The organism is Micromonospora sp. CV4, assembly GCF_003667455.1.
Classification (GTDB): Bacteria; Actinomycetota; Actinomycetes; order Mycobacteriales; family Micromonosporaceae; genus Micromonospora.
Genome location: NZ_RCVI01000252.1, coordinates 13,148 through 37,233, shown reverse-complemented (window position 1 = coordinate 37,233; position 24,086 = coordinate 13,148). Strand labels below are relative to the sequence as shown.

At 72.4% G+C, this 24,086-nt stretch carries 25 protein-coding genes; 14 read left to right on the top strand and 11 right to left on the bottom strand.

Features of this window, described 5'->3' with window-relative positions; genetic code table 11:
• Positions 1–297: 297 nt before the first annotated feature.
• The 4 genes from EAD98_RS13745 to EAD98_RS13730 all read left to right on the top strand — a co-directional run bounded on the left by EAD98_RS13745 (position 298) and on the right by EAD98_RS13730 (position 4,523).
• Positions 298–1,713 carry a PhoH family protein gene (locus EAD98_RS13745; RefSeq protein ID WP_121654434.1) on the top strand — a complete coding sequence of 472 codons (1,416 nt, stop codon included), beginning with the start codon at positions 298–300 and terminating at the stop codon, positions 1,711–1,713.
• Between the two features lie 277 nt (positions 1,714–1,990).
• Positions 1,991–2,680: a lytic transglycosylase domain-containing protein gene (locus EAD98_RS13740; RefSeq protein WP_121654433.1), complete on the top strand. Its 690-nt coding sequence runs from the start codon at positions 1,991–1,993 to the stop codon at positions 2,678–2,680.
• Positions 2,681–2,795: 115 nt separating this feature from the next.
• Entirely contained in the window at positions 2,796–3,449 is a 654-nt protein-coding gene (locus tag EAD98_RS13735) for a rhomboid family intramembrane serine protease (protein ID WP_121654432.1), read from the top strand.
• A gap of 105 nt (positions 3,450–3,554) precedes the next feature.
• Positions 3,555–4,523, top strand: a complete 969-nt coding sequence (locus EAD98_RS13730; RefSeq protein WP_121654431.1) for an NAD(P)/FAD-dependent oxidoreductase — start codon at positions 3,555–3,557, stop codon at positions 4,521–4,523.
• Between the two features lie 77 nt (positions 4,524–4,600).
• On the opposite strand, the gene EAD98_RS13725 is transcribed toward EAD98_RS13730, so the two are convergent.
• Complete coding sequence (locus EAD98_RS13725) at positions 4,601–5,572, bottom strand: DMT family transporter (protein WP_121654430.1); 972 nt, start codon at positions 5,570–5,572, stop codon at positions 4,601–4,603.
• A complete protein-coding gene (gene glpX / locus EAD98_RS13720) occupies positions 5,569–6,600 on the bottom strand; it encodes a class II fructose-bisphosphatase (protein WP_121654429.1) in 1,032 nt (343 codons plus the stop codon). Before glpX ends, EAD98_RS13725 begins: the two co-directional genes overlap by 4 nt.
• A 159-nt stretch (positions 6,601–6,759) precedes the next feature.
• Here glpX and EAD98_RS13715 point away from each other — a divergent pair, with 159 nt between their 5' ends.
• Both EAD98_RS13715 and EAD98_RS13710 read left to right on the top strand, forming a co-directional pair.
• Entirely contained in the window at positions 6,760–7,479 is a 720-nt protein-coding gene (locus tag EAD98_RS13715; protein ID WP_121654428.1) for a DUF4245 domain-containing protein, read from the top strand.
• Positions 7,480–7,704: 225 nt separating this feature from the next.
• Entirely contained in the window at positions 7,705–8,553 is an 849-nt protein-coding gene (locus EAD98_RS13710; RefSeq protein WP_121654427.1) for a hypothetical protein, read from the top strand.
• A gap of 45 nt (positions 8,554–8,598) precedes the next feature.
• Here the strand turns inward: EAD98_RS13710 and EAD98_RS13705 are convergent, their stop codons facing one another.
• Together EAD98_RS13705 and xseA are read right to left on the bottom strand one after the other, a co-directional pair.
• The gene (locus EAD98_RS13705) at positions 8,599–8,820 is read right to left on the bottom strand and encodes an exodeoxyribonuclease VII small subunit (RefSeq protein ID WP_121654452.1); all 222 of its coding nucleotides are present in this window, start codon (positions 8,818–8,820) and stop codon (positions 8,599–8,601) included.
• A gap of 46 nt (positions 8,821–8,866) precedes the next feature.
• Positions 8,867–10,081: an exodeoxyribonuclease VII large subunit gene (gene xseA / locus EAD98_RS13700; protein ID WP_121654426.1), complete on the bottom strand. Its 1,215-nt coding sequence runs from the start codon at positions 10,079–10,081 to the stop codon at positions 8,867–8,869.
• Positions 10,082–10,240: 159 nt separating this feature from the next.
• Here xseA and EAD98_RS13695 point away from each other — a divergent pair, with 159 nt between their 5' ends.
• Entirely contained in the window at positions 10,241–11,227 is a 987-nt protein-coding gene (locus EAD98_RS13695; protein WP_199723392.1) for a 4-hydroxy-3-methylbut-2-enyl diphosphate reductase, read from the top strand.
• A gap of 58 nt (positions 11,228–11,285) precedes the next feature.
• Positions 11,286–11,723, top strand: coding sequence for a hypothetical protein (locus tag EAD98_RS13690; protein ID WP_121654425.1), 438 nt, complete (start codon positions 11,286–11,288; stop codon positions 11,721–11,723).
• Positions 11,724–11,765: 42 nt separating this feature from the next.
• On the opposite strand, the gene EAD98_RS13685 is transcribed toward EAD98_RS13690, so the two are convergent.
• Positions 11,766–12,929, bottom strand: coding sequence for a DNA recombination protein RmuC (locus EAD98_RS13685; protein WP_121654424.1), 1,164 nt, complete (start codon positions 12,927–12,929; stop codon positions 11,766–11,768).
• 54 nt (positions 12,930–12,983) lie between these two features.
• Between EAD98_RS13685 and EAD98_RS30945 the strand changes: the two genes are divergently transcribed.
• A complete protein-coding gene (locus tag EAD98_RS30945) occupies positions 12,984–13,826 on the top strand; it encodes a hypothetical protein (protein ID WP_158609794.1) in 843 nt (280 codons plus the stop codon).
• A 132-nt stretch (positions 13,827–13,958) separates the two neighbouring features.
• Here the strand turns inward: EAD98_RS30945 and purH are convergent, their stop codons facing one another.
• A complete protein-coding gene (gene purH / locus EAD98_RS13675; RefSeq protein WP_121654423.1) occupies positions 13,959–15,530 on the bottom strand; it encodes a bifunctional phosphoribosylaminoimidazolecarboxamide formyltransferase/IMP cyclohydrolase in 1,572 nt (523 codons plus the stop codon).
• The gene (gene purN, locus EAD98_RS13670) at positions 15,527–16,147 is read right to left on the bottom strand and encodes a phosphoribosylglycinamide formyltransferase (RefSeq protein WP_121654422.1); all 621 of its coding nucleotides are present in this window, start codon (positions 16,145–16,147) and stop codon (positions 15,527–15,529) included. Before purN ends, purH begins: the two co-directional genes overlap by 4 nt.
• 179 nt (positions 16,148–16,326) lie before the next feature.
• Between purN and EAD98_RS13665 the strand changes: the two genes are divergently transcribed.
• Both EAD98_RS13665 and EAD98_RS13660 read left to right on the top strand, forming a co-directional pair.
• Positions 16,327–16,533, top strand: a complete 207-nt coding sequence (locus EAD98_RS13665; RefSeq protein ID WP_233583814.1) for a CD225/dispanin family protein — start codon at positions 16,327–16,329, stop codon at positions 16,531–16,533.
• Between the two features lie 116 nt (positions 16,534–16,649).
• Entirely contained in the window at positions 16,650–17,015 is a 366-nt protein-coding gene (locus tag EAD98_RS13660; protein ID WP_121654421.1) for a DUF4190 domain-containing protein, read from the top strand.
• A gap of 69 nt (positions 17,016–17,084) precedes the next feature.
• Here the strand turns inward: EAD98_RS13660 and EAD98_RS13655 are convergent, their stop codons facing one another.
• A complete protein-coding gene (locus EAD98_RS13655) occupies positions 17,085–18,374 on the bottom strand; it encodes a DUF6350 family protein (protein ID WP_121654420.1) in 1,290 nt (429 codons plus the stop codon).
• Positions 18,375–18,575: 201 nt separating this feature from the next.
• Between EAD98_RS13655 and EAD98_RS13650 the strand changes: the two genes are divergently transcribed.
• Complete coding sequence (locus EAD98_RS13650) at positions 18,576–18,833, top strand: DUF4190 domain-containing protein (protein ID WP_121654419.1); 258 nt, start codon at positions 18,576–18,578, stop codon at positions 18,831–18,833.
• Positions 18,834–18,961: 128 nt separating this feature from the next.
• On the opposite strand, the gene sucD is transcribed toward EAD98_RS13650, so the two are convergent.
• From sucD to EAD98_RS13635, 3 genes are all read right to left on the bottom strand, one after another.
• Positions 18,962–19,849 (bottom strand): succinate--CoA ligase subunit alpha, encoded by an 888-nt coding sequence (sucD, locus tag EAD98_RS13645; RefSeq protein WP_121654418.1) that lies wholly within the window; start codon positions 19,847–19,849, stop codon positions 18,962–18,964.
• A 2-nt stretch (positions 19,850–19,851) separates the two neighbouring features.
• Positions 19,852–21,030, bottom strand: coding sequence for an ADP-forming succinate--CoA ligase subunit beta (sucC, locus tag EAD98_RS13640; protein WP_089019038.1), 1,179 nt, complete (start codon positions 21,028–21,030; stop codon positions 19,852–19,854).
• A gap of 430 nt (positions 21,031–21,460) precedes the next feature.
• Complete coding sequence (locus EAD98_RS13635) at positions 21,461–21,865, bottom strand: cobalamin B12-binding domain-containing protein (protein ID WP_074314422.1); 405 nt, start codon at positions 21,863–21,865, stop codon at positions 21,461–21,463.
• Positions 21,866–22,311: 446 nt separating this feature from the next.
• On the opposite strand from EAD98_RS13635, the gene EAD98_RS13630 reads away from it, so the two are divergent.
• Positions 22,312–22,998 (top strand): M23 family metallopeptidase, encoded by a 687-nt coding sequence (locus EAD98_RS13630; protein WP_121654417.1) that lies wholly within the window; start codon positions 22,312–22,314, stop codon positions 22,996–22,998.
• Positions 22,999–23,292: 294 nt separating this feature from the next.
• Positions 23,293–24,060 (top strand): M23 family metallopeptidase, encoded by a 768-nt coding sequence (locus EAD98_RS13625; RefSeq protein ID WP_121654416.1) that lies wholly within the window; start codon positions 23,293–23,295, stop codon positions 24,058–24,060.
• Positions 24,061–24,086: the final 26 nt, after the last annotated feature.

Below are 24,086 nucleotides of genomic sequence, written 5' to 3'. Positions count from 1 at the left end.
ATGCGCGCAGGGGGCATGCATCCCGGCCGGCTCCGCCGCTCCCCGTCGGCGCCGGTCCGCCGCCGCCGCGTCGGGCTGTGCGGTGTTCACACGGCGGTCTCCGGAGATCCACGATCAACCTCTAGCCGGGACGGTCCGCCGCCGCTAGCGTCTAGGCATGGCACGGGGTTCTCCCGGGCCAGCCGGTCCGCCCGGATCTGCGACCTCGCACACGGGGTTCCGCATCCGACCCCGTGTCCCCGGGCACCGGAGGAGGCGGAACACGGGTGGCGGGTGCCCATCCGTCGGAGCAGGCCTGTGACGACTCGTCGTTCGACCGCCGGTGCCGATCAGACCCCGGCCGCGACTGCCACGACCCGCCGCGCCACCAGGGGCCGCCGTGCGGCGGCCGCCGCGCCGGCCGACCCCAAGGAGCCGCGACCAGCCGGCCAGGCCTTCGTCCTGGACACCTCCGTGCTGCTGTCCGACCCGGCGGCCTTCCACCGGTTCGCCGAGCACGAGGTGGTCCTGCCCCTCGTGGTCATCACCGAGTTGGAGGGCAAGCGGCACCATCCGGAGCTGGGCTGGTTCGCCCGGCAGTCGCTGCGGATGCTCGACGAGCTACGCGTCACGCACGGGCGACTCGACCACCCGGTGCCCGCCAACGACCACGGCGGCACGTTGCGGGTGGAGCTCAACCACACCGACGACGGCGTGCTGCCGCCCGGGTTCCGCACCGAGAGCAACGACGCCCGGATCCTGTCCGTCGCGCTCAACCTCGCCGCCGAGGGGCGGGAGGTCACGCTGGTCAGCAAGGACATGCCGCTGCGGGTCAAGGCCGCCTCGGTGGGCCTGCGGGCCGACGAGTACCGGCACGGCCAGGCCAGCGACCCGACCTGGACCGGCATGTCCGAGCTGGAGCTGAGCGAGGAGCAGATCGGCCGCCTGTACGCCGGCGACACGCTCGACGTGGACGAGGCGGCCGGACTGCCCTGCCACACCGGCCTGGTGCTGCACTCGGGGCGCGGCTCGGCGCTCGGCCGGGTCCTGCCGGACAAGTCGGTCCGGTTGGTCCGGGGTGATCGGGAGGCGTTCGGGCTGCACGGCCGCTCGGCTGAGCAGCGGATCGCCCTCGACCTGCTGCTGGACGAGTCGATCGGGATCGTCTCGCTAGGTGGCCGGGCGGGCACCGGCAAGTCGGCGTTGGCGCTCTGCGCGGGGCTGGAGGCGGTGATGGAGCGCCGCCGGCACAAGAAGGTGATCGTGTTCCGCCCCTTGTACGCGGTCGGCGGCCAGGAGCTGGGCTATCTGCCCGGGTCGGAGTCGGAGAAGATGTCGCCCTGGGCCCAGGCGGTCTTCGACACGCTCGGCGCGGTGGTGCACGAGAACGTGCTGGAGGAGGTGACCTCGCGGGGCATCCTCGAGGTGCTGCCGTTGACCCACATCCGTGGGCGCAGCCTGCACGACGCCTTCGTGATCGTGGACGAGGCCCAGTCGCTGGAGCGCGGTGTGCTGTTGACGGTGCTGTCCCGGATCGGGCAGGGCTCCCGGGTGGTGCTCACCCACGACGTGGCCCAGCGGGACAATCTGCGGGTCGGGCGGCACGACGGCGTGACCGCGGTGATCGAAGCGCTCAAGGGCCATCCGCTCTTCGCCCATGTCACGCTCAGCCGTTCGGAGCGGTCGCCAATCGCCGCCATGGTGACGGATCTGCTGGAGGACATCCCGCTCTGATGGTGCTTATGTAGGGTTTCGTCCGCATTTTCGGTGTGGCGCAGATCACAAAGGGCTTGGTTGGTTTCCCATCGGCCTCACTGTGCGCGATGGTGTCCAACGAGCGCCCACGCACCAGAGGAATCGTTGATGATCGTTCGTCCCGAGATGGACGGACATCGGCGAGGGCCGGTGCGTCGGCGCGACCGGCAACCGGTCGGGGCGCTCGCGGCACGTCTGACGGCCCTGGTGTGGCCGCGCCGCGCCGCGTCCTTGCCCCCGACGAAGGGACCACTTCGTGAGTCGGCTGTGGAGCCGGTTGGGCGCCCGTACGGCTGCTGTCGCACTGCTCTCCGTGGGCGTCGCCGGTGGCTTCTACCTGGGCGAAGACCGCGAAACCCAGCAACAGGGCCTGACCGCGCAGGTCGGCCTTGAGGTCGACCGCGCCGATCTCGCCTACCAGCGCGAGCGGCAGGCCGCCCACCGGGTGAAGTTCGCCAAGCAGCGGGCCGCCGAGTACGAGGCCAAGCTGCGGGCGGCGCAGGCCGCCAAGGAGGCCGCCGAGCGGGCCCGCAAGGCCAAGGCCGCCGCGGCGTCCCGCAAGGCCGAGCGTGCGGCAGCCGAGCGTGCCGCGGCGGAGAAGCCCAAGCCGTACGACGGGCCGATCCCGGCGTCCTGCGCCGAGTACAGCGGCAACCGCAAGACCGGCTGCGCCATGATGATCGATGCGGGTTTCGGCATCTCCGAGTTCCCGTGCCTGGAGAAGCTCTGGACCAAGGAGAGCGGCTGGAACCACAAGGCCAGCAACTCCTCGTCCGGTGCGTACGGCATCCCGCAGGCCCTGCCGGGCAGCAAGATGGGTAGCGTCGCCGACGACTGGCGGACGAACCCGGCCACCCAGATCAAGTGGGGGCTGGGCTACATCAAGGGCCGGTACGACACGCCCTGCGGAGCCTGGGGCTACTTCCAGAGCAACGGCCACTACTGACAGTGTCGACGGCGGGGCGGGATGGGCGACCACCCGCCCCGCCGTCGTCCGTACCGGCCCGGTGCGGACGGGACGCGAGTGGCGGCCAGCCTCTTTTGCTGATAGCAGTTGTGGGGTGACCCTGCACCCGGCGAGCGGCGACCCCCACCAGTTCGGCACCGAGGCGTTCTACGCCGCGCTCGGCCGGGCCTTCGTCGCGATGTGCGCGGTGGTCCCGTTCCTCTTCCTCATCGAGGCCGTCGACCAGGGGCTCGAGTTCGGCCTGGACGCCACCGCCGGCATCATCCCGCAGCGTATCGACGGGTTGGACGGGGTCTTCTTCTCCCCGTTCCTGCACCACGGCTTCGACCACCTCTACAGCAACAGCATCCCGCTGATCCTGCTGGGCACCTTCGTGCTGGCCGCCGGCGCACGCCGGTTCCTCTGGTCGACCCTGATCATCATCCTGGTCAGCGGGCTCGGCGTCTGGTTCACCGGCTCACCCAACTCGGTGGTCGTCGGGGCCAGCGGGGTGATCTTCGGTTACCTGGGCATCCTGCTCACCCGGGGCATCTTCGAGCGCAGCTGGTGGAACTTCGCCGTCTTCCTGCTGGTCGGCCTGCTCTACGGCTGGCAGCTGGTCGGCATCCTCCCCACCGACGAACGGATCTCCTGGCAGGGGCACCTGTTCGGGCTGCTCGGCGGGGTGGTGGCCGCGATCCTGTTCCGTCGTCGCCGCCCGGTCGTCGGCGGCTCGGACTACTCCGGGTCCACACTCAGCCTGCCCTGACGGGTTCCTCGGCGCGCCTCTGGGACGTGCTTGCCCGACCGCTGCCACCCGCCTACCGTCGAGATCAGCAAGCGTTGATCCGTGAGCGGAAAGCGACGGTACGCCATGCGTGAGGTCGATGTTGCCGTGATCGGGGCCGGTCCGGCCGGCCTCTTCGCCGCGTACTACGCCGGGTTCCGAGGACTGTCGGTGGCGGTGATCGACGCGCTGCCGGAGCCGGGCGGTCAGGTCACCGCCATGTACCCGGAGAAGCTGATCCTCGACGTGGCCGGCTTCCCCGCCGTCAAGGGCCGCGATCTGGTCGCCAACCTGGTGGCTCAGGCCGCTCCGTTCAACCCGGACTACCTGCTCGGCACCCGGGCCGAGAAGCTTTCGTACGCAGATGACCGGCCGGTGCTCGGCCTGGCGGGTGGCGACCAGCTCGCCTGCGGCGCGGTCGTGATCACCGGCGGGCTGGGCAGCTTCAGCCCTCGGCCGCTGCCGTGCGCCGACAGCGGGCCGGGCACCGGGATCGTCTACTTCGTGCCGGAGCCGGCCGAGCTGGCCGACCAGGACGTGCTGATCGTCGGGGGCGGCGACTCCGCGTTCGACTGGGCGGTGACGCTGCAACCGCTGGCCCGCTCGGTGACCCTGGTGCACCGGCGGGAGAAGTTCCGGGCGCACGCCTCCACCGTCGCGCGCGTGCTGTCGCTGCCGGTGCGGGTGGTGGTCAACGCCGAGGTCACCCGGCTGTTCGGGGACGGCACGGTGACCGGCGCCGAGGTGGCGGTACGCGGTGGCGCGACCGAGACGCTGCCGGTGGACACCGTGGTGGCCGCGCTCGGCTTCACCGCCGACCTGGGCCCGCTCGCCGAGTGGGGGCTGCGGCTGGACCGCCGGCACATCCTGGTGGACAGCGCCATGGCGACGAACCTGCCCCGGGTCTTCGCGGCCGGCGACATCACCGAGTACCCGGGCAAGGTCCGGTTGATCGCCACCGGCTTCGGCGAGGCCGCGACGGCGGTCAACAACGCGGCGGTGGCCATCGACCCGAGCGCGCATCTGTTCCCCGGGCACTCGTCCGACGCCGGCTGACCACGGCGCCGGTTCGCGTCCGTGGCGGTCACCGACCAGGGTCAGCGAGGGGCGCTGGGCAGGTAGGACGGCGTCACTCAGCGGCGGGTGGGCGGTGCGAGCGCGGCGACCAGCACGGCCACCATGGTCAGCGCGGCCCCGAGCAGGGTGTTCGGGCCCGGGTGTGAGGCCGCGGTGGGCAGCACCACGTCCAACACGACGGCGCCCACGATCTGCCCGGCGATGGTGGCCAGGCCGAGCAGCAGCACACCGGTGAAACGCACGATCGCCGCGGCGATCGCGATGAACACGATGCCGATCGGGCCGCCCAGGTAGAGCCACGGTTCGGTCGGCGCATCGCCGGTCGGCCAGCCGCGTACCGCGATGTCGACCGCGAACGCGACGAGCAGGGCGACCGTGCCCACCGCGAAGTTGACCAGGGTGGCGGTCAGCGCGCTGTCGGCCGCCGCCCGGACCCGGCCGTTGACCGCCTGCTGCCAGGCGATGCCCACCCCGGCGAGCAGGGGCAGCAGGGCCAACGCCAGCGCGCCCGGGTCGCCGAACCGGTCGCCGACCGCCAGGCCCACCGCCAGTACGGTGAGCACCGCACCGGCCAGCCGCTGCCGGGTGACCGGCTGCCGGCCCATCGGCCCGATCCCCGCCCGGTCCACCGCGAGGCTGCTGCCGGTCTGCCCGGCGACCACCGCCACGGTGAAGACCGCCACGCCCAACGAACCGATGGTCAGCCCCTGGGTTGCCACCAGGAACGCCCCGCACACCCCGCCCAGGCACTGCCAGGGCCGGAGCGTGCCCGCCGTGAGGGCCGACCGCACCGCGACCAGGCCGCGCCGCCCGCCTGGGGTCGCGGGCACCAGCACCAGCAGCACCAGCAGGCCGACGCCGAACGAGACCACCGCGGCGGCGAACCCGTCGGCCAGGCGTACCCCCAGCTCACCGTTGATCCGAGACTGCACCGCCACCGCGAGCCCGGAGACCGACGCCAGCGCGACACCGGTGATCCGGCGGGTGGCTGACAGGGTCTGGGGCGTCGCCGTGCCGGTGACGCTCACTCCTGCTCGGCCAGTGGACGACCGTCGAAGTCGACCGCGGAGTAGAGCGCCAGCTTCTCCAGCCGGTGGTACGAGTCGATCACGCGGATGGTGCCGCTCTTCGACCGCATCACGATCGACTGGGTGTACGCGCCGCCGGCCCGGTAGCGCACGCCGCGCAGCAGATCGCCGGAGGTGACCCCGGTCGCGACGAAGAAGCAGTTGTCACCGGTGACCAGGTCGTCGGTGCCCAGCACCCGGTCCAGGTCGTGCCCGGCGGCGAGCGCCTTCTCCCGCTCCTCGGCGTCGCGCGGCCACAGCTTGGCCTGCATCGCCCCGCCCATGCACTTCAGCGCGCAGGCGGAGATGATGCCCTCGGGGGTGCCACCGATGCCCATCAGCACGTCGACGTCGGACTCGCCCCGGGCCGCCGCGATGGAGCCGGCGATGTCCCCGTCCGAGATGAATCGGATGCCCGCCCCGGCCCGGCGGATCTGCGTGACCAGATCGTCGTGGCGGCTGCGGTCCAGCACGCAGACCGTCACCTCGGAGACGTCGGTGCCCTTGACCTTGGCGATCCGCCGCAGGTTGTCGGCCACCCCGGCGTTGATGTCGATCACGTCCGCGTACGCCGGCCCGACGGCGAGCTTCTCCATGTAGAAAACGGCGCTCGGGTCGAACATCGCGCCGCGCTCGGAGACGGCGAGCACCGCCAGCGCGTTCGGCATGCCCTTGCTCATCAGCGTGGTGCCGTCGACGGGGTCGACGGCGACGTCCACCTCCGGGCCGGTGCCGTCGCCGACCTGTTCGCCGTTGAAGAGCATCGGGGCGTTGTCCTTCTCGCCCTCGCCGATCACCACGACGCCGCGCATCTGGATCGAGTTGATCAGCTTGCGCATGGCGTCGACGGCGGCCCCGTCGCCGCCCTCCTTGTCGCCCCGGCCGACCCAGCGGCCGGCGGCCATCGCCGCGGCCTCGGTGACCCGGACCAGGTCGAGGGCAAGGTTACGGTCGAGGTCCTGTGGGATCCGCGTCCTGGTGTTCGTCATGACGGCTGCTCCTCCTCGCGACGGTGCGGGGTGGACCGACGGCGGGACGCCTCCCGCCGCCGGCTTTGTCGCTGATCCTCACACGATGGCTGACCGGGCGTAGGCGCGGGGCGGTGATGGGCCGGATACCGCCGGTCGGGCGGCTGCGAAGATGGGAGGGTGGAACCCGCACAGCCAGCCGACCGCGTACCCGACGACCGCACCCCGCCCGGCGGCCAGCCGCCGGCGGACCTCCCCGCCGGTGCCGGTCCGGAGCACGCCGCGACCGACCCGACGATCCCGCCGGCCGACGAGCCGGCCCTGGTCGCGTCGGGTCCGGCCGCCGCGGAGACCGGCGAGCGGCCCGCGCCGCCGCCACGGGTCGGGTCCGCCAGATCCGAGCGGTCGCCGAAGGACATGGCGATCTCGCTGCTGGTCCTGCTGATCCCGATCGCGCTGCTGCTGGCGTTCTACCGGGGTTTCCTCGGTGGTGACGAGCCCACCACGGTCGATCCGGCGCCGGCGATCGAACAGGCGCAGTCGGCGAACGCCTTCCCGGTGAGTCAGCCGCAGGGGCTCGGCTCCGACTGGCGCACGGTCAGCGCCCGCTACCAGACCGTCGACGGCGGTGCGAATCTGCGGATCGGGTACCTCACCCCGGAGGGGCGGGGCGTCCAACTGCTGCAGAGCAACGTGCCGGCGGAGCGGCTGCTCCCGGCCGAGCTGACCGACGAGGGCCAGCCACAGGGCCCGACGGAGCTGGCCGGGCGCACCTGGCAGCGTTACACCGCACGGGGCAACCAGCAGGCGCTGGTCCTGCTGGAGCCGGCCCGTACGGTCATCATCGTCGGCGATGCCCGGGACAACGAACTGCGTCAACTCGCCGGCGCGCTGCGCTGACGACGGTCATCCTCGCTCCGGTACGACCCACGGACGTCGCCCGGTCGTGGCGCCCCACGACAACCGGACAGTTGGGTGATTGTGCGACGCGTCGACAGGGAACAAAGAGGGAGTGATCCGGGCGCGCTGCTCGGCCCGGGTCGCGCGGCGCGGCCGAAGGTGCTGTCGCGTCGCCCGGTTTCCGGCGCCGTCCTGGTCGTCGGGTGACCCCCTTGGGAGACACGTATGACTGTTCGACGACTCAGTGCCGGCCTGGTAGCCGCCGCCCTGTTCACGCCCGGTCTGGCCGCCTGCAACAGCAGCGGGACGCCCACCGCCGGATCGACCGCTTCCCCGACGGTGAGCGCCTCCGGCGCGCCGAGCCCGTCCGGCTCGCCCGTGGCGGGCGACGCCAAGCAGGCGCTGCTCGACTCCACCAAGGAAATCAGCAACGGAAACTTCCGGTTCACCCTCGCCGGCGCCGGCTCCACGGCGGAGGGCCAGGTGCACCAGCCGAGCCAGAGCGCGTCCATGAAGATCGCCATCGGTGGCCCCTCGTCCGACCTGGCGATGAAGCTCGACGTGATCCACTTCAAGCCGGACAGCTGGGTGAAGCTGGAGCTGAGCGGCCCCACCGCCAACAGCCTGCCCGCCATCAAGCAGCTCAACCTCGGCAAGTACCAGCACCTCGACCAGACCCGGATCAAGGGCAACCGCAGCCTCGGCTTCGACTTCGAGAAGGTCGACCCGGCCGGCAGCGCCGTGCTGACCCAGGGCATCACCGAGGTCCGCAGCACCGGCACCGGCACGTACGCCGGCACCATCGACGTCACCAAGGCGGCCGAGGCCGGCTCGCTGAACGCCGCGACGATCGCCGCGCTGGGCACGCAGGCGAAGACGGTCCCGTTCACCGCCAAGGTGGATCCGCAGGGCCGGCTCAGCGAACTGGTGCTGCAACTCCCGGCCGCCGGGCAGACCGCGGCCCAGGAGATCCGGATGACGTACTCCGACTACGGTGCCGCCACCGCAGCGCAGAAGCCGCCGGCGGACCAGGTCGTCGAGGCGCCGGCCGAGCTGTACAGCCTGTTCAACTGACAGTCGTACCCGGGTGGGGCGGCTCCGGTCGCCCCACCCCGGCGCTCAGGAGGCGGGCTCCTGCCGGGCGGCTTCGATCCGCGCCCGGGCTCCGTCCAACCAGCGCTGGCAGATCACCGCCAGCGCCTCGCCGCGCTCCCAGAGCGCCAGCGACTCCTCCAGGGACGTGCCGCCGGCCTCCAGCCGCTCCACCACCGAGGCCAGCTCGGCGCGGGCCTGCTCGTAGCTGAGCCGCTCGTCCGGCTTGGCCTTCGTGTCGTCAGTCATCGCGTCCATCTCAGCACACCGCTTTCCGACCGTCGCGCCCCGCCACTCAGCCGTCCACCGTGGCGGCCAGCTCACCGTCGGCCAGGCGGACACGCAGCGGGTCGCCCTTGCCGACCTCGGCCGCCGCGCGGACCACGTGGCCGTCCGCGCGCTGCACGATCGCGTACCCCCGGTCGAGGGTCGCCGCGGGGGAGAGGGCGCGCAGCCGGGCCAGGGTGTGCCGCAGCTCGTCGTCGGCCGCGGCGAGCCGGTGGTCCAGGCAGCGCCCGGCCCGCTGACGCAGCGCGCCCAGGTCGGTCGCCCGCTGCTCCACCATCACCTCGGGCCGGGCCAGCACCGGACGGGAACGCAGCCCGTCGAGCCGGTGGGACTCCCGGTCCACCAGGTTGCGCACCGCCCGTTCGAGGCGGTGCCGGGCCTGGCCGATGAGGCGTACCTCCTCGGTGAGGTCGGGAACCACCCGCTTGGCCGCGTCGGTCGGGGTGGAGGCGCGGACGTCGGCGACGTAGTCGATCAGCGGGGCGTCCGTCTCGTGCCCGATCGCGCTGACCACCGGCGTACGGCAGCCGAACACCGCGCGGCAGAGCGCCTCGTCGGAGAAGGGCAGCAGGTCCTCGATGCCGCCGCCGCCCCGGGCGATGATGATCACGTCGATGCTCGGGTCGGCGTCCAGCACCTTGAGCGCGTCGATGATCTGCGGCACCGCCGACGGGCCCTGCACGGCCACGTTGACCGTACGGAACTCCACCGCCGGCCAGCGCCGTCGTGCGTTGGTCAGCACGTCCCGCTCGGCGGCCGACGCCCGGCCGGTGATCAGCCCGATGCGGCCGGGCAGGAACGGCAGGCGGCGTTTGCGGGCCCGGTCGAACAGCCCCTCGGCGGCGAGCAGCTTCTTGAGTTTCTCCAGCCGGGCCAGCAGCTCACCCAGCCCCACCTGGCGGATTTCGTCGGCGCGCAGGCTCAGCGTGCCCCGGGCGGCGTAGAACTCCGGTTTGGCGTGCAGCACCACCCGGGCGCCCTCACGCAGCTCGGGCGCGCCGGCGTCCAGCACGTCCCGGTTGGTGGTGACGGTCAGGCTCAGGTCGGCAGACGGGTCACGCAGGGTGAGGAAGACGGTGCTGGCCCCGGGCCGGCGGCTGATCTGCGCGACCTGCCCGTCCACCCATACCCAGCCGAGCTTCGCGATCCAGGCGCCCACCTTCTGGCTGACCACCCGGACCGGCCACGGCTCCTCCGCGCTGCTCCGCGCTCCGTCACCCACCCACCCACCCTACGGACCACCCCGGTGATCAAGAAGTTTGCGTCAGCGCTGGGCGCGTTCCGGACGAGAACCTCTTGATCACCAGGCCAGCCGGCCCTCGGGACTGTGGTGCGGGTCGCAGCCGCTGCCGGGGGGAAATCGGACACGTACGATGGGCGGGTGACCGAGGCTCAGGCGACCCCCCAGACCGGCAAGCGCGTGCTCCTGGCCAAGCCCCGCGGCTACTGCGCTGGCGTCGACCGCGCGGTGCAGACCGTCGAGGAGGCCCTGAAGCTCTACGGCGCCCCGATCTACGTCCGCAAGCAGATCGTGCACAACAAGCACGTCGTGCAGACCCTGGAGTCCCAGGGCGCGATCTTCGTGGAGGAGAACGAGGAGGTGCCGGAGGGCGCCACCGTCATCTTCTCCGCGCACGGCGTGGCCCCCGAGGTCTACGAGCAGGCGAAGGAGCGCTCGCTGAAGGCGATCGACGCGACCTGCCCGCTGGTCACCAAGGTGCACCAGGAGGCGAAGCGGTTCGCCGCCGAGGACTACGACATCCTGCTCATCGGGCACGAGGGGCACGAGGAGGTCGTCGGCACCGCCGGCGAGGCGCCCGCCCACATCCAGCTGGTGGACGGCCCGGACGGCGTCGACAAGATCACCGTTCGCGACCCGGAGAAGGTCGTCTGGCTCTCCCAGACCACGCTCTCGGTGGACGAGACGTTGGAGACGGTCGCCCGGCTCAAGCAGCGGCTGCCGCTGCTCCAGTCCCCGCCCAGCGACGACATCTGCTACGCCACCTCCAACCGGCAGCACGTGGTCAAGGAGATCGCCCCGGAGTGTGACGTGGTGATCGTCGTCGGCTCCCGGAACTCGTCCAACTCCGTCCGGCTGGTCGAGGTGGCGCTGGACGCCGGCGCCCGCGCCGGTCACCTGGTCGACTTCGCCCACGAGATCGACGACGCCTGGCTGGCCGACGCCCGTACCGTCGGCGTGACCTCCGGCGCGAGCGTCCCGGAGGACCTGGTCCGGGACGTGCTGGCCCACCTGGCCGCGCGCGGCTTCGCCGACGTCGAGGAGATCACCACCGCCAACGAGCGGCTCACCTTCTCGCTGCCGCAGGAGCTGAAGCGGGACATGAAGGCCGCGGCGGCGCGCGGTTGAGTCGCGTCGGGCGGGTTCCGGCGGGAACGCCGCGCCACCGCGGCGCGTCGAAACCGGCATGAGGACCTTTCGGCTCGTCGTCTCCGCCCTGGTGGTCTGCGCGGCGCTGAGCGCCTGCGGCGGCACGGACGGCCCTGCCACCCCCACCCCGAGCGGATCGTCACCGGTGACCGGGCAGCCCACCCCGCCGGCGGCGACCCCGTCGACGGGCGCACCCACCACGCCCACCGCTCCCTCCTCGACGCCGAAGCCGCCCACGTCGCCCGGCGGCCCCACCGTCCCGCCGCCGGTCGGAGCCACCGAACTCACCGGCACGATCACGCCCGGCGTGGAGCCGAACTGCGTGCTGCTCGACGGCTACCTGCTCATCGGCGGTCCGCGGGACGTGCTGAGGGCCGGCGCCAAGGTGACCGTCACCGGCCGGGTCGAACCCGGCATGATGACCACCTGCCAGCAGGGGACGCCGTTCGTCGTGGAGGGCGCGCACCGTAGCTGACCCGGCTCCGGCGGGCTGGCGGGGCGCCGCCGGCCCCACCGGTCAGCGGTCGCGGTCGACGCGGACGGCGTCGTCCAGCAGCTCGGGCGCCTGCGGCTGGCGGGGGGTCAGCTCGACCTGGGCGGGACTGGCCAGCTCCTCGTCCGAGACGCCCAGCTCCGCGAGCTTTCGGGCGCTGACCAGCACCCGGGCCTCCAGCGAACCGACCGCCCGGTTGTACGCGGTCACCGCGCCGGCCAGCGACGAGCCGAGCTTGCCCACGTGGTCGCCGAGGGTGGCGAGCCGGCTGTACAACTCGCGGGCCAGCGTGTGCACCGCGAGCGCGTTGCGGGCCAGCGCCTCCTGCCGCCAGGAGTAGGCCACCGTACGGAGCAGGGCGACCAGGGTGGCCGGCGTGGCCAGCACCACGTTGCGGGCGAAGGCGTGCTCCAGCAGCGTCGGGTCGCGCTGGAGCGCGACGTCGAGGAACGGGTCGGCGGGGACGAACAGCACGACGAACTCCGGCGAGCTGTCGAACGCGGCCCAGTAGGACTTGGCGGCCAGGGCGTCGACGTGCCCCCGCAGGTGCCGGGCGTGCGCGTCGAGGTGGGTGTCCCGGCCGCGCTCGTCGCGGGCCTCCATCGCGGTGAGGTACGCGTCGAACGGCGCCTTCGCGTCCACCACCACCGACCGGCCGCCGTGCAGCCGGACCACGAGATCCGGGCGGACGACCTGCTCGTCGGTGGCGGCGGTGACCTGCTCGGAGAAGTCGCAGTGCTCCAGCATGCCGGCCGCCTCGACGATCCGGCGCAACTGGTGCTCGCCCCAGCGGCCCCGCACCTGCGGCGCGCGCAGCGCCGCCACCAACTGCTTGGTCTCGGTGCGCAGCTCGCCCGAGACCGCGTTCATCGAGCGGACCTGCTCACGCAGCTCGGCGTACGCGTCGACCCGGTCGTGCTCCAGATCGGCGACCCGCTGCTCGTAGCGGCGCAGGGTCTCGTGCAGCGGCGCGACCGCGCGGGCCACCGCCTCCTGGGACTGCGCGGTGGCTTCGTAGCTCAGCGCCCGCATGGACTGCTCCAGGCGCCCCTCGCCGTCCCGGGTTGCGGTGAGCGTGGCGTCCAGCCGGGCGATGTCGGCCGCGGACCGGGAGCGGGCCGCGAGCCAGCCCACCGCCCCGCCCGCGCCGAGGCACACGATCACCAGGAGCAGCGTCGAGACGTCCATCACCGGAGCTTGCCAGACGGATACGACGTGACCCCCGGGGGTACGTTCGTTGACATGGAACTTCTGCTGTGCCTCGCCATCGTGGTGGTCGGCGTGCTGGGCGCCGCGGCGATCATCCGCGCCCAGTCCACCGCCCGGCAGCGCACCGAACTCGGTGACGCCCGGGCGGAGGCGCAACGCTGGTACGAGCGCCTCGGCGGCCAGCTGATGAACCTGCACGGCGACGAGCCGGCGGTCCGTCAGGCCCTGTCCGACGCCGGTGAGCGGTACAACGCGGCCGGCTCGCAGCTGGAGCAGGCGCGTACGCCGCAGCAGTTCGCTCTGGCGCGGGAGACCGCGCTGGAGGGGCTGGCGTACATCCGGGCGGCGCGGACGGCGCTGGGGATCGATCCGGGGCCCGAGGTGCCGCCGCTGGCCGCCGCGCGCGGCGTCGGGCAGCTCACCAAGGAGCGTGCCGTCGACGTGCAGGGGCAGACCTTCCGGGCGGGTCCGCAGCCGGGTCGGGAAACGCCCTACTACTACCCCGGTGGCCGTTACCAGGGCCGGCCGGTGCCGGCGGGCTGGTACTCGACGCCCTGGTGGAAGACCGCGCTGGGCGCCGGAGCCGGTGTGCTCGGCGGCATCCTGATCGCCGACGCGCTGTTCTCGCCCGCCTTCGCCGACCCGGGGTATGGCTACGACGAGGGCTACCAGGAGGGCTTCGGTGACGGCGCCGAGCAGGGCGCGGACGCCGGTGACCAGGGCGGCGACCAGGGCTTCGACGGTGGCGACCAGGGCGGCGGGGACTACGCCGGCGGGGACTACGGCGGCGGGGACTATGCCGGTGGGGACTTCGGCGGCGGCGGTTTCGGTGGCGGTGACTTCGGCGGCGGCGACTTCGGCGGCGGCGACTGGTAACCCCGCGCCCCGTCCTGCCGGTCGATCATGAAGTTGTGGTGGCCGGATCGTACTGTTCAGCGGCTTTTGCGAGGCACCACAACTCCATGATCGACCGGCTCGGACGGGCCCGGGGGCACGGCGGGGCTGGGGTTAGTGGAAGAAGTGGCGGGTGGCGGTTAGGTACATGGTGACGTTGGCTTCCTTGGCGGCGGCGATGACCTCTTCGTCGCGGATCGAGCCGCCGGGCTGCACGATGGCGCGGACGCCGGCGTCGATGAGGATCTTCGGGCCGTCGGCGAACGGGAAGAAGGCGTCCGACGCGACCACCGATCCCCGAGCCCGCTCGGCGCCCGCGCGGCGGACCGCCAGTTGCGCCGAGTCGACCCGGTTGACCTGGCCCATCCCGACCCCGACGGTGGCGCCGTCCTTGGCGAGCAGGATCGCGTTGCTCTTCACCGCGCGCACCGCCCGCCAGGCGAACGCGAGGTCGCGCAGCAGCTCCTCGTCCGCCGCCTCGCCGGCCGCGAGCCGCCACGTCGTCGGGTCGTCGCCGGGGGCGTTCACCCGGTCGGCGACCTGGGCAAGCACGCCACCGGTCACCTGCCGCAACTCCACCAGCGCCGGGGTCCAGGACGGCGCGCGCAGCAGCCGGATGTTCTTCTTGGCTCGCAGCACGTCGACCGCGCCCTCGTCGAAGCCGGGGGCGACCACCACCTCGGTGAAGATGTCGGCCACCTGCCGGGCCATCTCGACCGAGACCGGCCGGTTGACCGCGATCACCCCGCCGTACGCCGACACCGGGTCGCAGGCGTGCGCCTTGCGGTGCGCCTCGGCCACGTCCGCGCCGACCGCGATGCCGCACGGGTTGGCGTGCTTGATGATCGCCACGGCCGGCTGGTCGGCGAAGTCGTTCGCGGCCCGCCAGGCGGCGTCCGCGTCGACGTAGTTGTTGTAGGACATCTCCTTGCCGTGCAGCTGCTCCGCCTGGGCCAGCCCGGCCGGGGCGTCCGGGTCGGTGTAGAGCGCGGCCGGCTGGTGCGGGTTCTCGCCGTACCGCAGCCCGGTCGACTTGCGCAGCGACAGCCCGGCGTACTGCGGCCACCAGTCGTCGGCCGGCGCCAGCTCCTGCGCGCACCACCGGGCCACGGCCATGTCGTACTCGGCGATGTCGGCGAACGCCCGCGCGGCCAGGGCGCGGCGCTGGGCAAGGGTGAACCCGCCCTCGCCGAGCGCGGCGAGCAGCGCCGGGTAGCCGGCCGGGTTGGTGAGCACGGCGACCGACGCGTGGTTCTTGGCCGCTGCCCGGACCATCGCCGGGCCACCGATGTCGATCTGCTCCACGCACTCCTCGACGCTGGCGCCGGAGGCGACGGTGGCCTGGAAGGGGTAGAGGTTGGAGACCAGCAGGTCGAACGCGGCCACGCCCAGCTCGTCGAGCTGCGCGACGTGCGTGTCCTTGCGCAGGTCGGCGAGGAGACCGGCGTGCACCTTCGGGTGCAGGGTCTTCACCCGGCCGTCGAGCACCTCGGGGAAGCCGGTCACCGTCTCCACCGGCGTCACCGGCACCCCGGCGGCGGCGATGGTGCCCGCCGTGCTGCCGGTGGACACGATCTCCACACCGGCGGCGTGCAGGGCCTGGGCCAGCTCGACCAGCCCGGTCTTGTCGTAGACGCTGACCAGCGCCCGCCTGATCGGGCGGCGCCCGTCCTGAGTGGAACTCACGGAACCGTGACCTTCCTTCCGGTGATGGTCCAGCCTTCGCGGACCAGACGGCCGACCTGCTCGACGAGCTGGCGCCGCTCAGCTTCCTTGATGCGCTCGGTGAGCGTCTCCACGTCGTCGGAGTCGAGCACCGGGACCGCGACCTGCGCCACGATCGGCCCGGTGTCCATACCGGCGTCGACGAAGAAGAGCGTGGCCCCGGTGAGCTTCACGCCGTAGGCGAGAGCGTCGCGCGGGCCGTGGATGCCGGGGAACGCCGGCAGCAGGGTGTTGTGTGTGTTCAGGTAGCGGTCACCGAAGGCGGCGAGGAAGTGCGGGCCGACCAGTTTGAGGAACCCGGCGGAGATGACCAGGTCGGGCTGGTGCTTCGCGACGTGCGCGGTGAGCGCCCGGTCCCAGTCCTCCCGGGTGTCGTGGTCGCGGACCCGCTCGACGAACGTCGGCACGCCGGCGGCCGCGGCCCGGTCCAGGCCCGCGATGCCGTCGCGGTCCGCGCCGACCGCGACGACCTGTGCGCCGTACGCGGGGTCGGCGGCGGCTTCCAGCAGCGCCTGAAGGTTGCTCCCGGAGCCGGAGACGAGGACGACGATGCGGGCGACGGACGCGGGCTCGGTCACCGGGCCACCCTATCGGGCAGGTCAGGACACCCATCGGCTGGGCGGCGCGCCGATCTTTGACAGTGCGGACGGGCATCGACCCGGTACGCTGCCGGTCGCTCGGGCTGGACGCCGCGCCGGCCCGCACCCCCGTCGCTGATCCGGCACGCCAGCCGTGTCGTTGGAATGAGGAGCACCCCGTGCAGCCCGGTTACCACCCCCAGCAGCAGCCGCCACCGATCAACAACAACATGACGATGTCGATCGTCGCCATCTTCCTCTTCTGGCCGCTGGCCATCCCGGCGATCATCAACGCGTCGAAGGTCAACCCGCTGCTCCAGCAGGGCGACTACGCCGGGGCCCAGACGGCCGCCGCGGAGTCGCGGAAGTGGTCGAAGTGGCCCTGATCGTGGGCATCGCGTGGTATGCCATCTTCCTGGTGTGCTGTGCTTTGGGCGGTCTGGGCGCGATCATGAGTAGCGACAACAACAGCTACTGACGGAACCAGTCCAAGGAGCTTCGAATGCAGCCCGGTAACCCCGGTCAGGACCCGTACGGCCAGCAGCAGCAGCCGCCGTACGGCGCGCCGGCGTACCCGAACGCCGGCTACCCGCAGCAGCAGGGCCAGAACAACACCCTCGGCCTGGTGTCGATGATTCTCGGCATCGCGGCGATCCCGCTGCTCTGCTGCTTCTACCTGGGCATCCCGCTCGGCATCGCGGCCGTGGTGACCGGCTACCTGGGCCGTCAGAAGGCCGCCCAGGGCCAGGCCAGCAACGCCGGGCAGGCCAAGGCCGGCCTGATCTGCGGCGCGGTCGCCGTCGGGTTGGGCATCCTGCTGATCATCCTGAGCGTCGTGGCGCAGGTCAGCCTGCCGACCCAGCCCTGACCGGTCCGTTCGTGACGGGGCGCTCCGGATTCGTCCGGGGCGCCCCGCGGTCGCACCGGCGGTGAACGGTCACTGCGCCGGGGCTCGGGTGAGCACGCGGGTGGCGGCGGCACCGAGCAGCGCGCCAACCGCGATGACACCGGCCGCCACGAGCCCGACCTGCCAGGCCACCGGCCCGAGCTGCGCCAGCCGGCCGGCGCCGAGCGGGCCACCGGAGATCGCGGCTGCCACGCCGACCAGCACGCCGGCCACCGGCCCGGCCAGCACCGCCGGCGCCAGCAGCTCCGCCCAGCGCTGCGGGGGCCGTTCCGGCCCGGCGGCCCGGGCCACGCGGCGGGCGAGCAGCCAGCCGGCGACCATCCCGACCAGCACCGGCACCGCGAGCAGCAGGGCGCCGAGGCCGTCCACCGGGCCGCGCGGCAGGCCGGCGAGCAGCGGTACGGCCGGCAGCGCGCCGACCGACACCTCACTGGTGCGGACCGCGGTGTCGACGCCGACCGTGAAGCCCGGCCCGAGCAGATAACTCGTCGACCAGATCGCGGCGTTCGGCGCGTACGCCACGCTGACCAGCGTGATCCCGGCCTGCCCGGCCACCCCGGTCCGGTACGCCCCGATCATGTCCGCCGCGTCACCGCCGCCGGTGGCCACCGCCAGGCCGGCCGCGCCGGCGCCCGCGCCGAGCAGCAGCAGCGCGGCCACCAGCCCGGTGCGTACGCCGGCACGTAGTGGGCCCGGCATCCGGGCGACGAGCAGCCGGGTGACGGCGGTGATCCGGGTCGCGCCGACCAGCGCGGCGAGCGTGCCGACCACCGCGAACGTGGCTGCCGCCCGCACCGGGGACGCGTCCGGCCCACCGGCGCCGAGCAGAACGGCCGCCAGGGCGCCGAGCAGCGCGTACGCCACACCGACCGCGACCGCGGCGAGCAACGCCCGGCGTGGTGAGCGGGTGCCGCGGGCGCCGATCGCGCGGCTGACGTGCACTCCGGCCCGGCTCAGCCGCCAGAGTGCGAGCACGGTCAGCGCCAGCGGGGCGAGCGCGAACGGGCCGGACTCGGTGCGCAGCGGCACCCCGTGCCCGAGGAGCCACCCGGCCAACGCGGTGCGCAGGGTGCCGCTCAGCGTCGCGGAATCCGCGCCGAGCTGGACCAGGCCGAGCACGATGGCGACCGGCAGGTACGACGTGAGCGCGGCCCAGCCGGCGGCCACCCCGGCGGCGACGGGCAGTGGTGCGCGCCCGCGCGGCGACTCGCCGGCGCGGGGCGCGGGCACCCGTCGGGCCGGCGCGGCACGGCCGAGCGGCCGGTCGTCGGCGCTCACACCGCCGGCACGGCTGGGATGGTCAGGGGTGACGGGGGACATCCGCTCTACTCTGGCACGTCGCGCCTGCCGGAGCAGTCCGTTAACCCGCCCCGACGGGCGGCGAGTTGACCGAATCGGGCTTTGGGACGCCCGGTCCGGTCTAGCCTCGGCCCTGAGGGGTCGGCTGTCGCCGCCGCCCGGGTCGGGGTCCGCCGGTCGCGGTCCGGTCGGCCCATCGCCCAGGACCGCCGGGAGGTTGCCGTGACGAGCGCATACCCGCCGCCACCGCCGAGGGGACGGGACCGGACCACGCTCTGGGGCGTGCTGGGCATCGTGCTGGGCCTGATCTGCTGCGGCATCCTCGGCATCATCTTCGGCTACCTGTCCATCCGCGACGCCCGGCGGTACAACCAGTCGCCGGTCCTCGGCTACCTCGCCATCGCGTTCGGCGTGATCAACATCATCGGCGGGGCGATCCTGCGCTCCACCGGAAACTACCCGTTCTGGAACAACGACTGAGCGGGCTGGTCAGCTGACGAGCCGACGCTCGTACCGCAGGCCGGGGTTCCGTCGACGCGGCTCCGGAGGTGGTACGCGCAGGGGGTCGACCGGAACCGGTCGACCCCCTGCGGTGCTGCCTGGCCGGCTCAGTTGCCGGACATGATCTCCCGCATCAGCTTCGCGGTCTCGGTCGGCGTCTTGCCGACCTTGACTCCGACCGCCTCCAGCGCCGCCTGCTTCGCCTCGGCGGTGCCGGCCGAGCCGGAGATGATCGCCCCGGCGTGGCCCATGGTCTTGCCGGGAGGCGCGGTGAAGCCGGCGATGTAGCCGACCACCGGCTTGGTGACGTTCGCCTTGATGAACTCGGCGGCCCGCTCCTCGGCGTCGCCGCCGATCTCACCGATCATGACGATGGCGTCGGTCTCCGGGTCGGCCTCGAACGCCTTCAGGGCGTCGATGTGGGTCGTCCCGATGATCGGGTCGCCACCGATGCCGACGCAGGTGGAGAACCCGATGTCGCGCAGCTCGTACATCATCTGGTAGGTCAGCGTGCCGCTCTTGCTGACCAGGCCGATCCGGCCGGAGCCGGTGATGTCGGCCGGGATGATGCCGGCGTTGGAGGCGCCCGGCGAGGCGATGCCCGGGCAGTTCGGCCCGATGATCCGGGTCCGCTCACCCTGCGCCAGGTTGTACGCCCAGAACGCGGCGGTGTCGTGCACCGGCACACCCTCGGTGATCACCACGGCCAGCGGAATCGCGGCGTCGATCGCCTCGACCACGGCGGCCTTGGTGAACTGCGGCGGCACGAAGATGACCGTGACGTCGGCCCCGGTCTCGGCCATGGCGTCCGCCACGGACGCGAAGACCGGAAGCTCGGTGCCGTCGAAGTCGACCTTCTGGCCCGCCTTGCGCGGGTTGACGCCACCGACGACGTTGGTGCCGGCGGCGAGCATCCGCCGGGTGTGCTTGGAACCCTCGGAACCGGTCATCCCCTGCACGATGACCTTGGAGTCCTTGGTCAGCCAGATAGCCATGATCAGACCCCCGCAGCTGCCAGCTCGGCGGCCCGCTCGGCCGCGCCGTCCATGGTGTCGACCCGCTGGATCAGCGGGTTGTTCGCGTCGTCGAGGATCGCCCGGCCGGCCTCGGCGTTGTTGCCGTCGAGCCGGACGACGAGCGGCTTGGTGACCTTCTCGCCACGCTGCTCGAGCAGGGCCAGCGCCTGCACGATGCCGTTGGCGACCGCGTCGCAGGCGGTGATGCCGCCGAACACGTTGACGAAGACGCTCTTCACCGACGGGTCGGAGAGGACGATCTCCAGGCCGTTCGCCATCACCGCGGCGCTCGCGCCGCCGCCGATGTCGAGGAAGTTGGCCGGCTTGACGTTGCCGTGCCGCTCACCGGCGTACGCGACCACGTCGAGGGTGGACATGACCAGACCCGCGCCGTTGCCGATGATGCCGACCTCGCCGTCGAGCTTGACGTAGTTGAGGTCCTTCTCCTTGGCGGCCTGCTCCAGCGGGTCCACCGAGGCCTGGTCGACCAGGGCCTCGTGGTCCGGGTGCCGGAACGCGGCGTTCTCGTCCAGCGTGATCTTCGCGTCGAGCAGCAGCATCCGCCCGTCGCCGTTCTTCGCCAGCGGGTTCACCTCGACCAGCGTGGCGTCCTCGGCGACGAACGCCTGCCACAGGCCGACGGCCACCTCGACCACCTGGTCGGCGACCTCGGCCGGGAAGCCGGCGGCGGAAACGATCTCCCGCGCCTTGGCCTCGTCCACGCCGACGTTCGCGTCGATCGGGGCCTTGACCACGCGGTCCGGGGTCTCGGCGGCGACCTGCTCGATGTCCATACCGCCGGCGACGCTGGCGATGCAGAGGAAGGTGCGGTTCGCCCGGTCGAGCAGGTACGAGAAGTAGTACTCCTCGGCCACGTCCGCGGTCACGGTGATCATGACCTTGTGGACGGTGTGGCCCTTGATGTCCATGCCGAGGATGTCGGTGGCCCTGGCCACCGCCTCATCCGGGCCCTCAGCCAGCTTGACGCCGCCGGCCTTGCCTCGGCCGCCGACCTTCACCTGCGCCTTGACGACCACCCGACCGCCGAGGCGTTCGGCGATCGCGCGGGCCTCCTCCGGGGTAGTGGCGACGCCGCCGGCAAGCACGGGCAAGCCGTGCCGCTCGAACAGGTCCCGCCCCTGGTACTCGTACAGGTCCACGATTGCGCGTCCCGTCCCGTCTCCGCGGCGCGCCGTCGCGCCGCCACCAGCGTTCAGAAAACAGTTTGACGCCTGTCATCACTTGACACAGGCCATTGGCCGCAGCCTAGCGAGGTGGGCACGGCCGGCAACCGAGCGGGTGCGCGGTGTGCGGTAATGCACAACCGGGCGTCGGGGGGGCCGGTTCCGGGCGCGGCGCGGGTGGCGTCAGCCGTCCGGGCGATGTTGCCGCGGGTGCGTAACCCGGCCGTCGGGGCGTCGTTGAGTCAGGTGTCGGAGCGCTGAACAGCGCGATGACGGGAGACGGCCGATGCCCTGTCGGTCGAGGGGTGGCGGCGGGGCATCGTGCATAGAGGGGCCGGACGTGTGAGGGGTGCGTCCGGCCCCTCCCCCGTGCCCGGACCCGTCCGACGGCCCCTTCCGGCGCGCCTCAGGCGACCGGCTGCGCGACGTTCTGCCGGACCCACTCGACGATCGACTGGGTGGTGGCGCCCGGCGTGAAGATCTTGGCGACGCCCAGCTTCTCCAGCTCGGGGATGTCGCCGTTGGGGATGATGCCGCCGCCGAACACGACGATGTCCCGCGCGTCCCGCTCGCCGAGCAACTCCAGCACCCGACGGAAGAGCGTCATGTGCGCGCCCGACAGGACGGAGAGACCGACTGCGTCGGCGTCCTCCTGGATGGCGGTCTCCACGATCTGCTCGGGAGTCTGGTGCAGGCCGGTGTAGACGACCTCCATCCCGGCGTCCCGCAGGGCCCGCGCGACCACCTTGGCGCCCCGGTCGTGGCCGTCCAGGCCTGGTTTGGCGACGACGACCCGAATACGAGAGCTCATCAGCGCACACCTTTCACCGGCTCCACGGCCTTCACCTGAACGAACGGTAACCCGGCCGACCGGGCCCGGGAAATCCGGGCCGGGAAACCGGGCGGCGGCGCGGTGCCCCGGGGGCACGGTCACCGGGAGTAGGGCGTGGTCACGCGGCGGACTCCGTCCCACCTCCCCGTCAAGCCGGACGACTCCGCCGGACCGGTCACGGTCGGCGACGAACGGGCAGTAACGAGGGCACCGATTGACGTCACGAGGCGTGACAATCACGGACGCAAACGGACAGATCGACACGCCAATTCGACGCTCTGGCTTGTGAGTCGCCTGGTGGTTGGCTAACGTGTCCACGGTTGTCATCAAGTCCCAGGACGGGTGACGACGCGGTCAGCAGACGTTCAGCAGAGCTTCACGAACGTCCACCGGCCGCCTCGGAACCCCGACAACGGAGGGTGTGCGTGCGCCAGCGCCTGTCGTCTGAGCCCGATAGATATCGCGGTCGTCGCCGCGTACCCACCCCCCCGCGTAGCCGTTACGCCGCGGTCGTCACGACCGCCTTCGTCGGAGCCGGCATCGTCGCGCTCGGCGCCAGCGCCCTGCCGGACGCCAAGGACGTCAGCCCTTCGGTGCTCGACGAGCTCAAGCAGGCGTCGGTCACCAGCCAGGACGCCGCGGCCCGTGCGGACAACGCCGACCGCGCCTCCCGGGACAGCCGGGTCGAGGACGCGGCCGAGCCCGAGATCTGGCGGCTGCCGCTCCAGGGCTACGACTTCAACTCCCCCTACGGGGTGCGCTGGGGCAAGATGCACACCGGCGTGGATCTGGTCGTCCCCGAGGGCACGCCGTACGTGGCGATCCACGACGGGCTGGTCACCAAGGCCGGCTGGTTCGGCGGGTACGGCTACGCGGTGATCGTCCAGCACGCCGACGGCAGCGAGGCCATCTACGGCCACTCCTCCGCGCTGAGCGTCAAGGAGGGTCAGCAAATCAAGGCGGGCGACCAGCTCGGCCTGGTCGGCCAGACCGGCCACGCCTACGGCACCCACCTGCACCTTGAGCTCCATGTCAAGGGCGAGCCGATCGACCCCGTGCCGTTCCTGCAGGAACGCAATGTGGACATCCAGCTGCAGATCGAAGCAAACTAGAGCGAGGTAGCCGCGCCCTGACGCTGCGTACCGACCGTTCACCGCCCGGATCAGTCGATCCGGGCGGTTTTTCATTGCCCCGGCGGGGTGAATGTCTGCTGGGTCACAGCACTGACTGTGATCGACGCCACCGGTCGACAAGATCAGTTTTGCGGATGGATCACCACGGACCGGGTCATATCCGGGCAGGCAGCACCCGGCGGGTCGGCTGGCGGCCTGGTCCCCGTACCTGTCCCGGCTCGGCCCGACACCAGTATTTCGAGGTCAAGTGCCCCTCGACTGTGAAGGTCCGCCGTGCAGGAAGACAGCTCCGTCCAGAACGAGAACACCCCCGACACCGCCACCGAGCAGCCGCGGCGCGCCGGCCGGCGGAACCGCCTCATCGTGCTCGGCGCGGCCGCCCTGGTTGCCCTCGGCCTGGGGGGCGTCGCCGTCGCCACCACCGGCCCGGACCGCCCGGCGCCCACCGCCGTCTCCCTGGACGCGCAGTCCCGGGCCGAGGCGGCCAGCCGGGCGGACCGCTCCACCCGCGAGTCGAGCGCTCCGATCTCCCCCTCGGCCAGCCCGACCGCGAGCCCGACGGCGGCCAGCGCCGTCCCGACGCCGACGAAGACGGCCACCGCGAAGCCGAAGCCCAAGCCGAAGAAGACCGCGAAGCCGACGCCGGCCTGGGTCGACCCGATGCCGGGCGCCTCGGTCACCTCCTGCTACGGCCAGCGCTGGGGCACTCTGCACGCCGGCATCGACCTGGCGCTGCCGTCCGGCACGCCGATCCACGCCGCGGCCGCCGGCACCGTGGTCCAGGCCGGTGACGCCGCCGACGGGTACGGCAACTCCGTCTTCGTCGACCACGGCAACGGTTACCTGACCCACTACGCCCACCAGAGCCGCATCGCGGTCACCGTCGGTCAGAAGGTCAAGGCCGGTCAGGTGATCGGCTACGAGGGCGCCACCGGCGACGCCACCGGCCCGCACCTGCACTTCGAGGTGCACCAGGGCATGTGGAACCAGATCGACCCGGCGCCGTTCATGCGGACGCGCGGCGTCGACCTCGGCTGCTGAGCCCTCTCTGCGAGAAGTGTCCGTAC

Coding starts and splice junctions, on each gene's coding strand:
- EAD98_RS13730 (WP_121654431.1), top strand. CDS start 3,555: ATGCGTGAGGTCGATGTTGCCGTGATCGGGGCCGGTCCGGCCGGCCTC.
- glpX (WP_121654429.1), bottom strand. CDS start 6,600: ATGACGAACACCAGGACGCGGATCCCACAGGACCTCGACCGTAACCTT.
- EAD98_RS13710 (WP_121654427.1), top strand. CDS start 7,705: ATGACTGTTCGACGACTCAGTGCCGGCCTGGTAGCCGCCGCCCTGTTC.
- EAD98_RS13705 (WP_121654452.1), bottom strand. CDS start 8,820: ATGACTGACGACACGAAGGCCAAGCCGGACGAGCGGCTCAGCTACGAG.
- EAD98_RS13690 (WP_121654425.1), top strand. CDS start 11,286: ATGAGGACCTTTCGGCTCGTCGTCTCCGCCCTGGTGGTCTGCGCGGCG.
- EAD98_RS13685 (WP_121654424.1), bottom strand. CDS start 12,929: ATGGACGTCTCGACGCTGCTCCTGGTGATCGTGTGCCTCGGCGCGGGC.
- EAD98_RS30945 (WP_158609794.1), top strand. CDS start 12,984: ATGGAACTTCTGCTGTGCCTCGCCATCGTGGTGGTCGGCGTGCTGGGC.
- EAD98_RS13660 (WP_121654421.1), top strand. CDS start 16,650: ATGCAGCCCGGTAACCCCGGTCAGGACCCGTACGGCCAGCAGCAGCAG.
- EAD98_RS13655 (WP_121654420.1), bottom strand. CDS start 18,374: ATGTCCCCCGTCACCCCTGACCATCCCAGCCGTGCCGGCGGTGTGAGC.
- sucD (WP_121654418.1), bottom strand. CDS start 19,849: ATGGCTATCTGGCTGACCAAGGACTCCAAGGTCATCGTGCAGGGGATG.
- EAD98_RS13635 (WP_074314422.1), bottom strand. CDS start 21,865: ATGAGCTCTCGTATTCGGGTCGTCGTCGCCAAACCAGGCCTGGACGGC.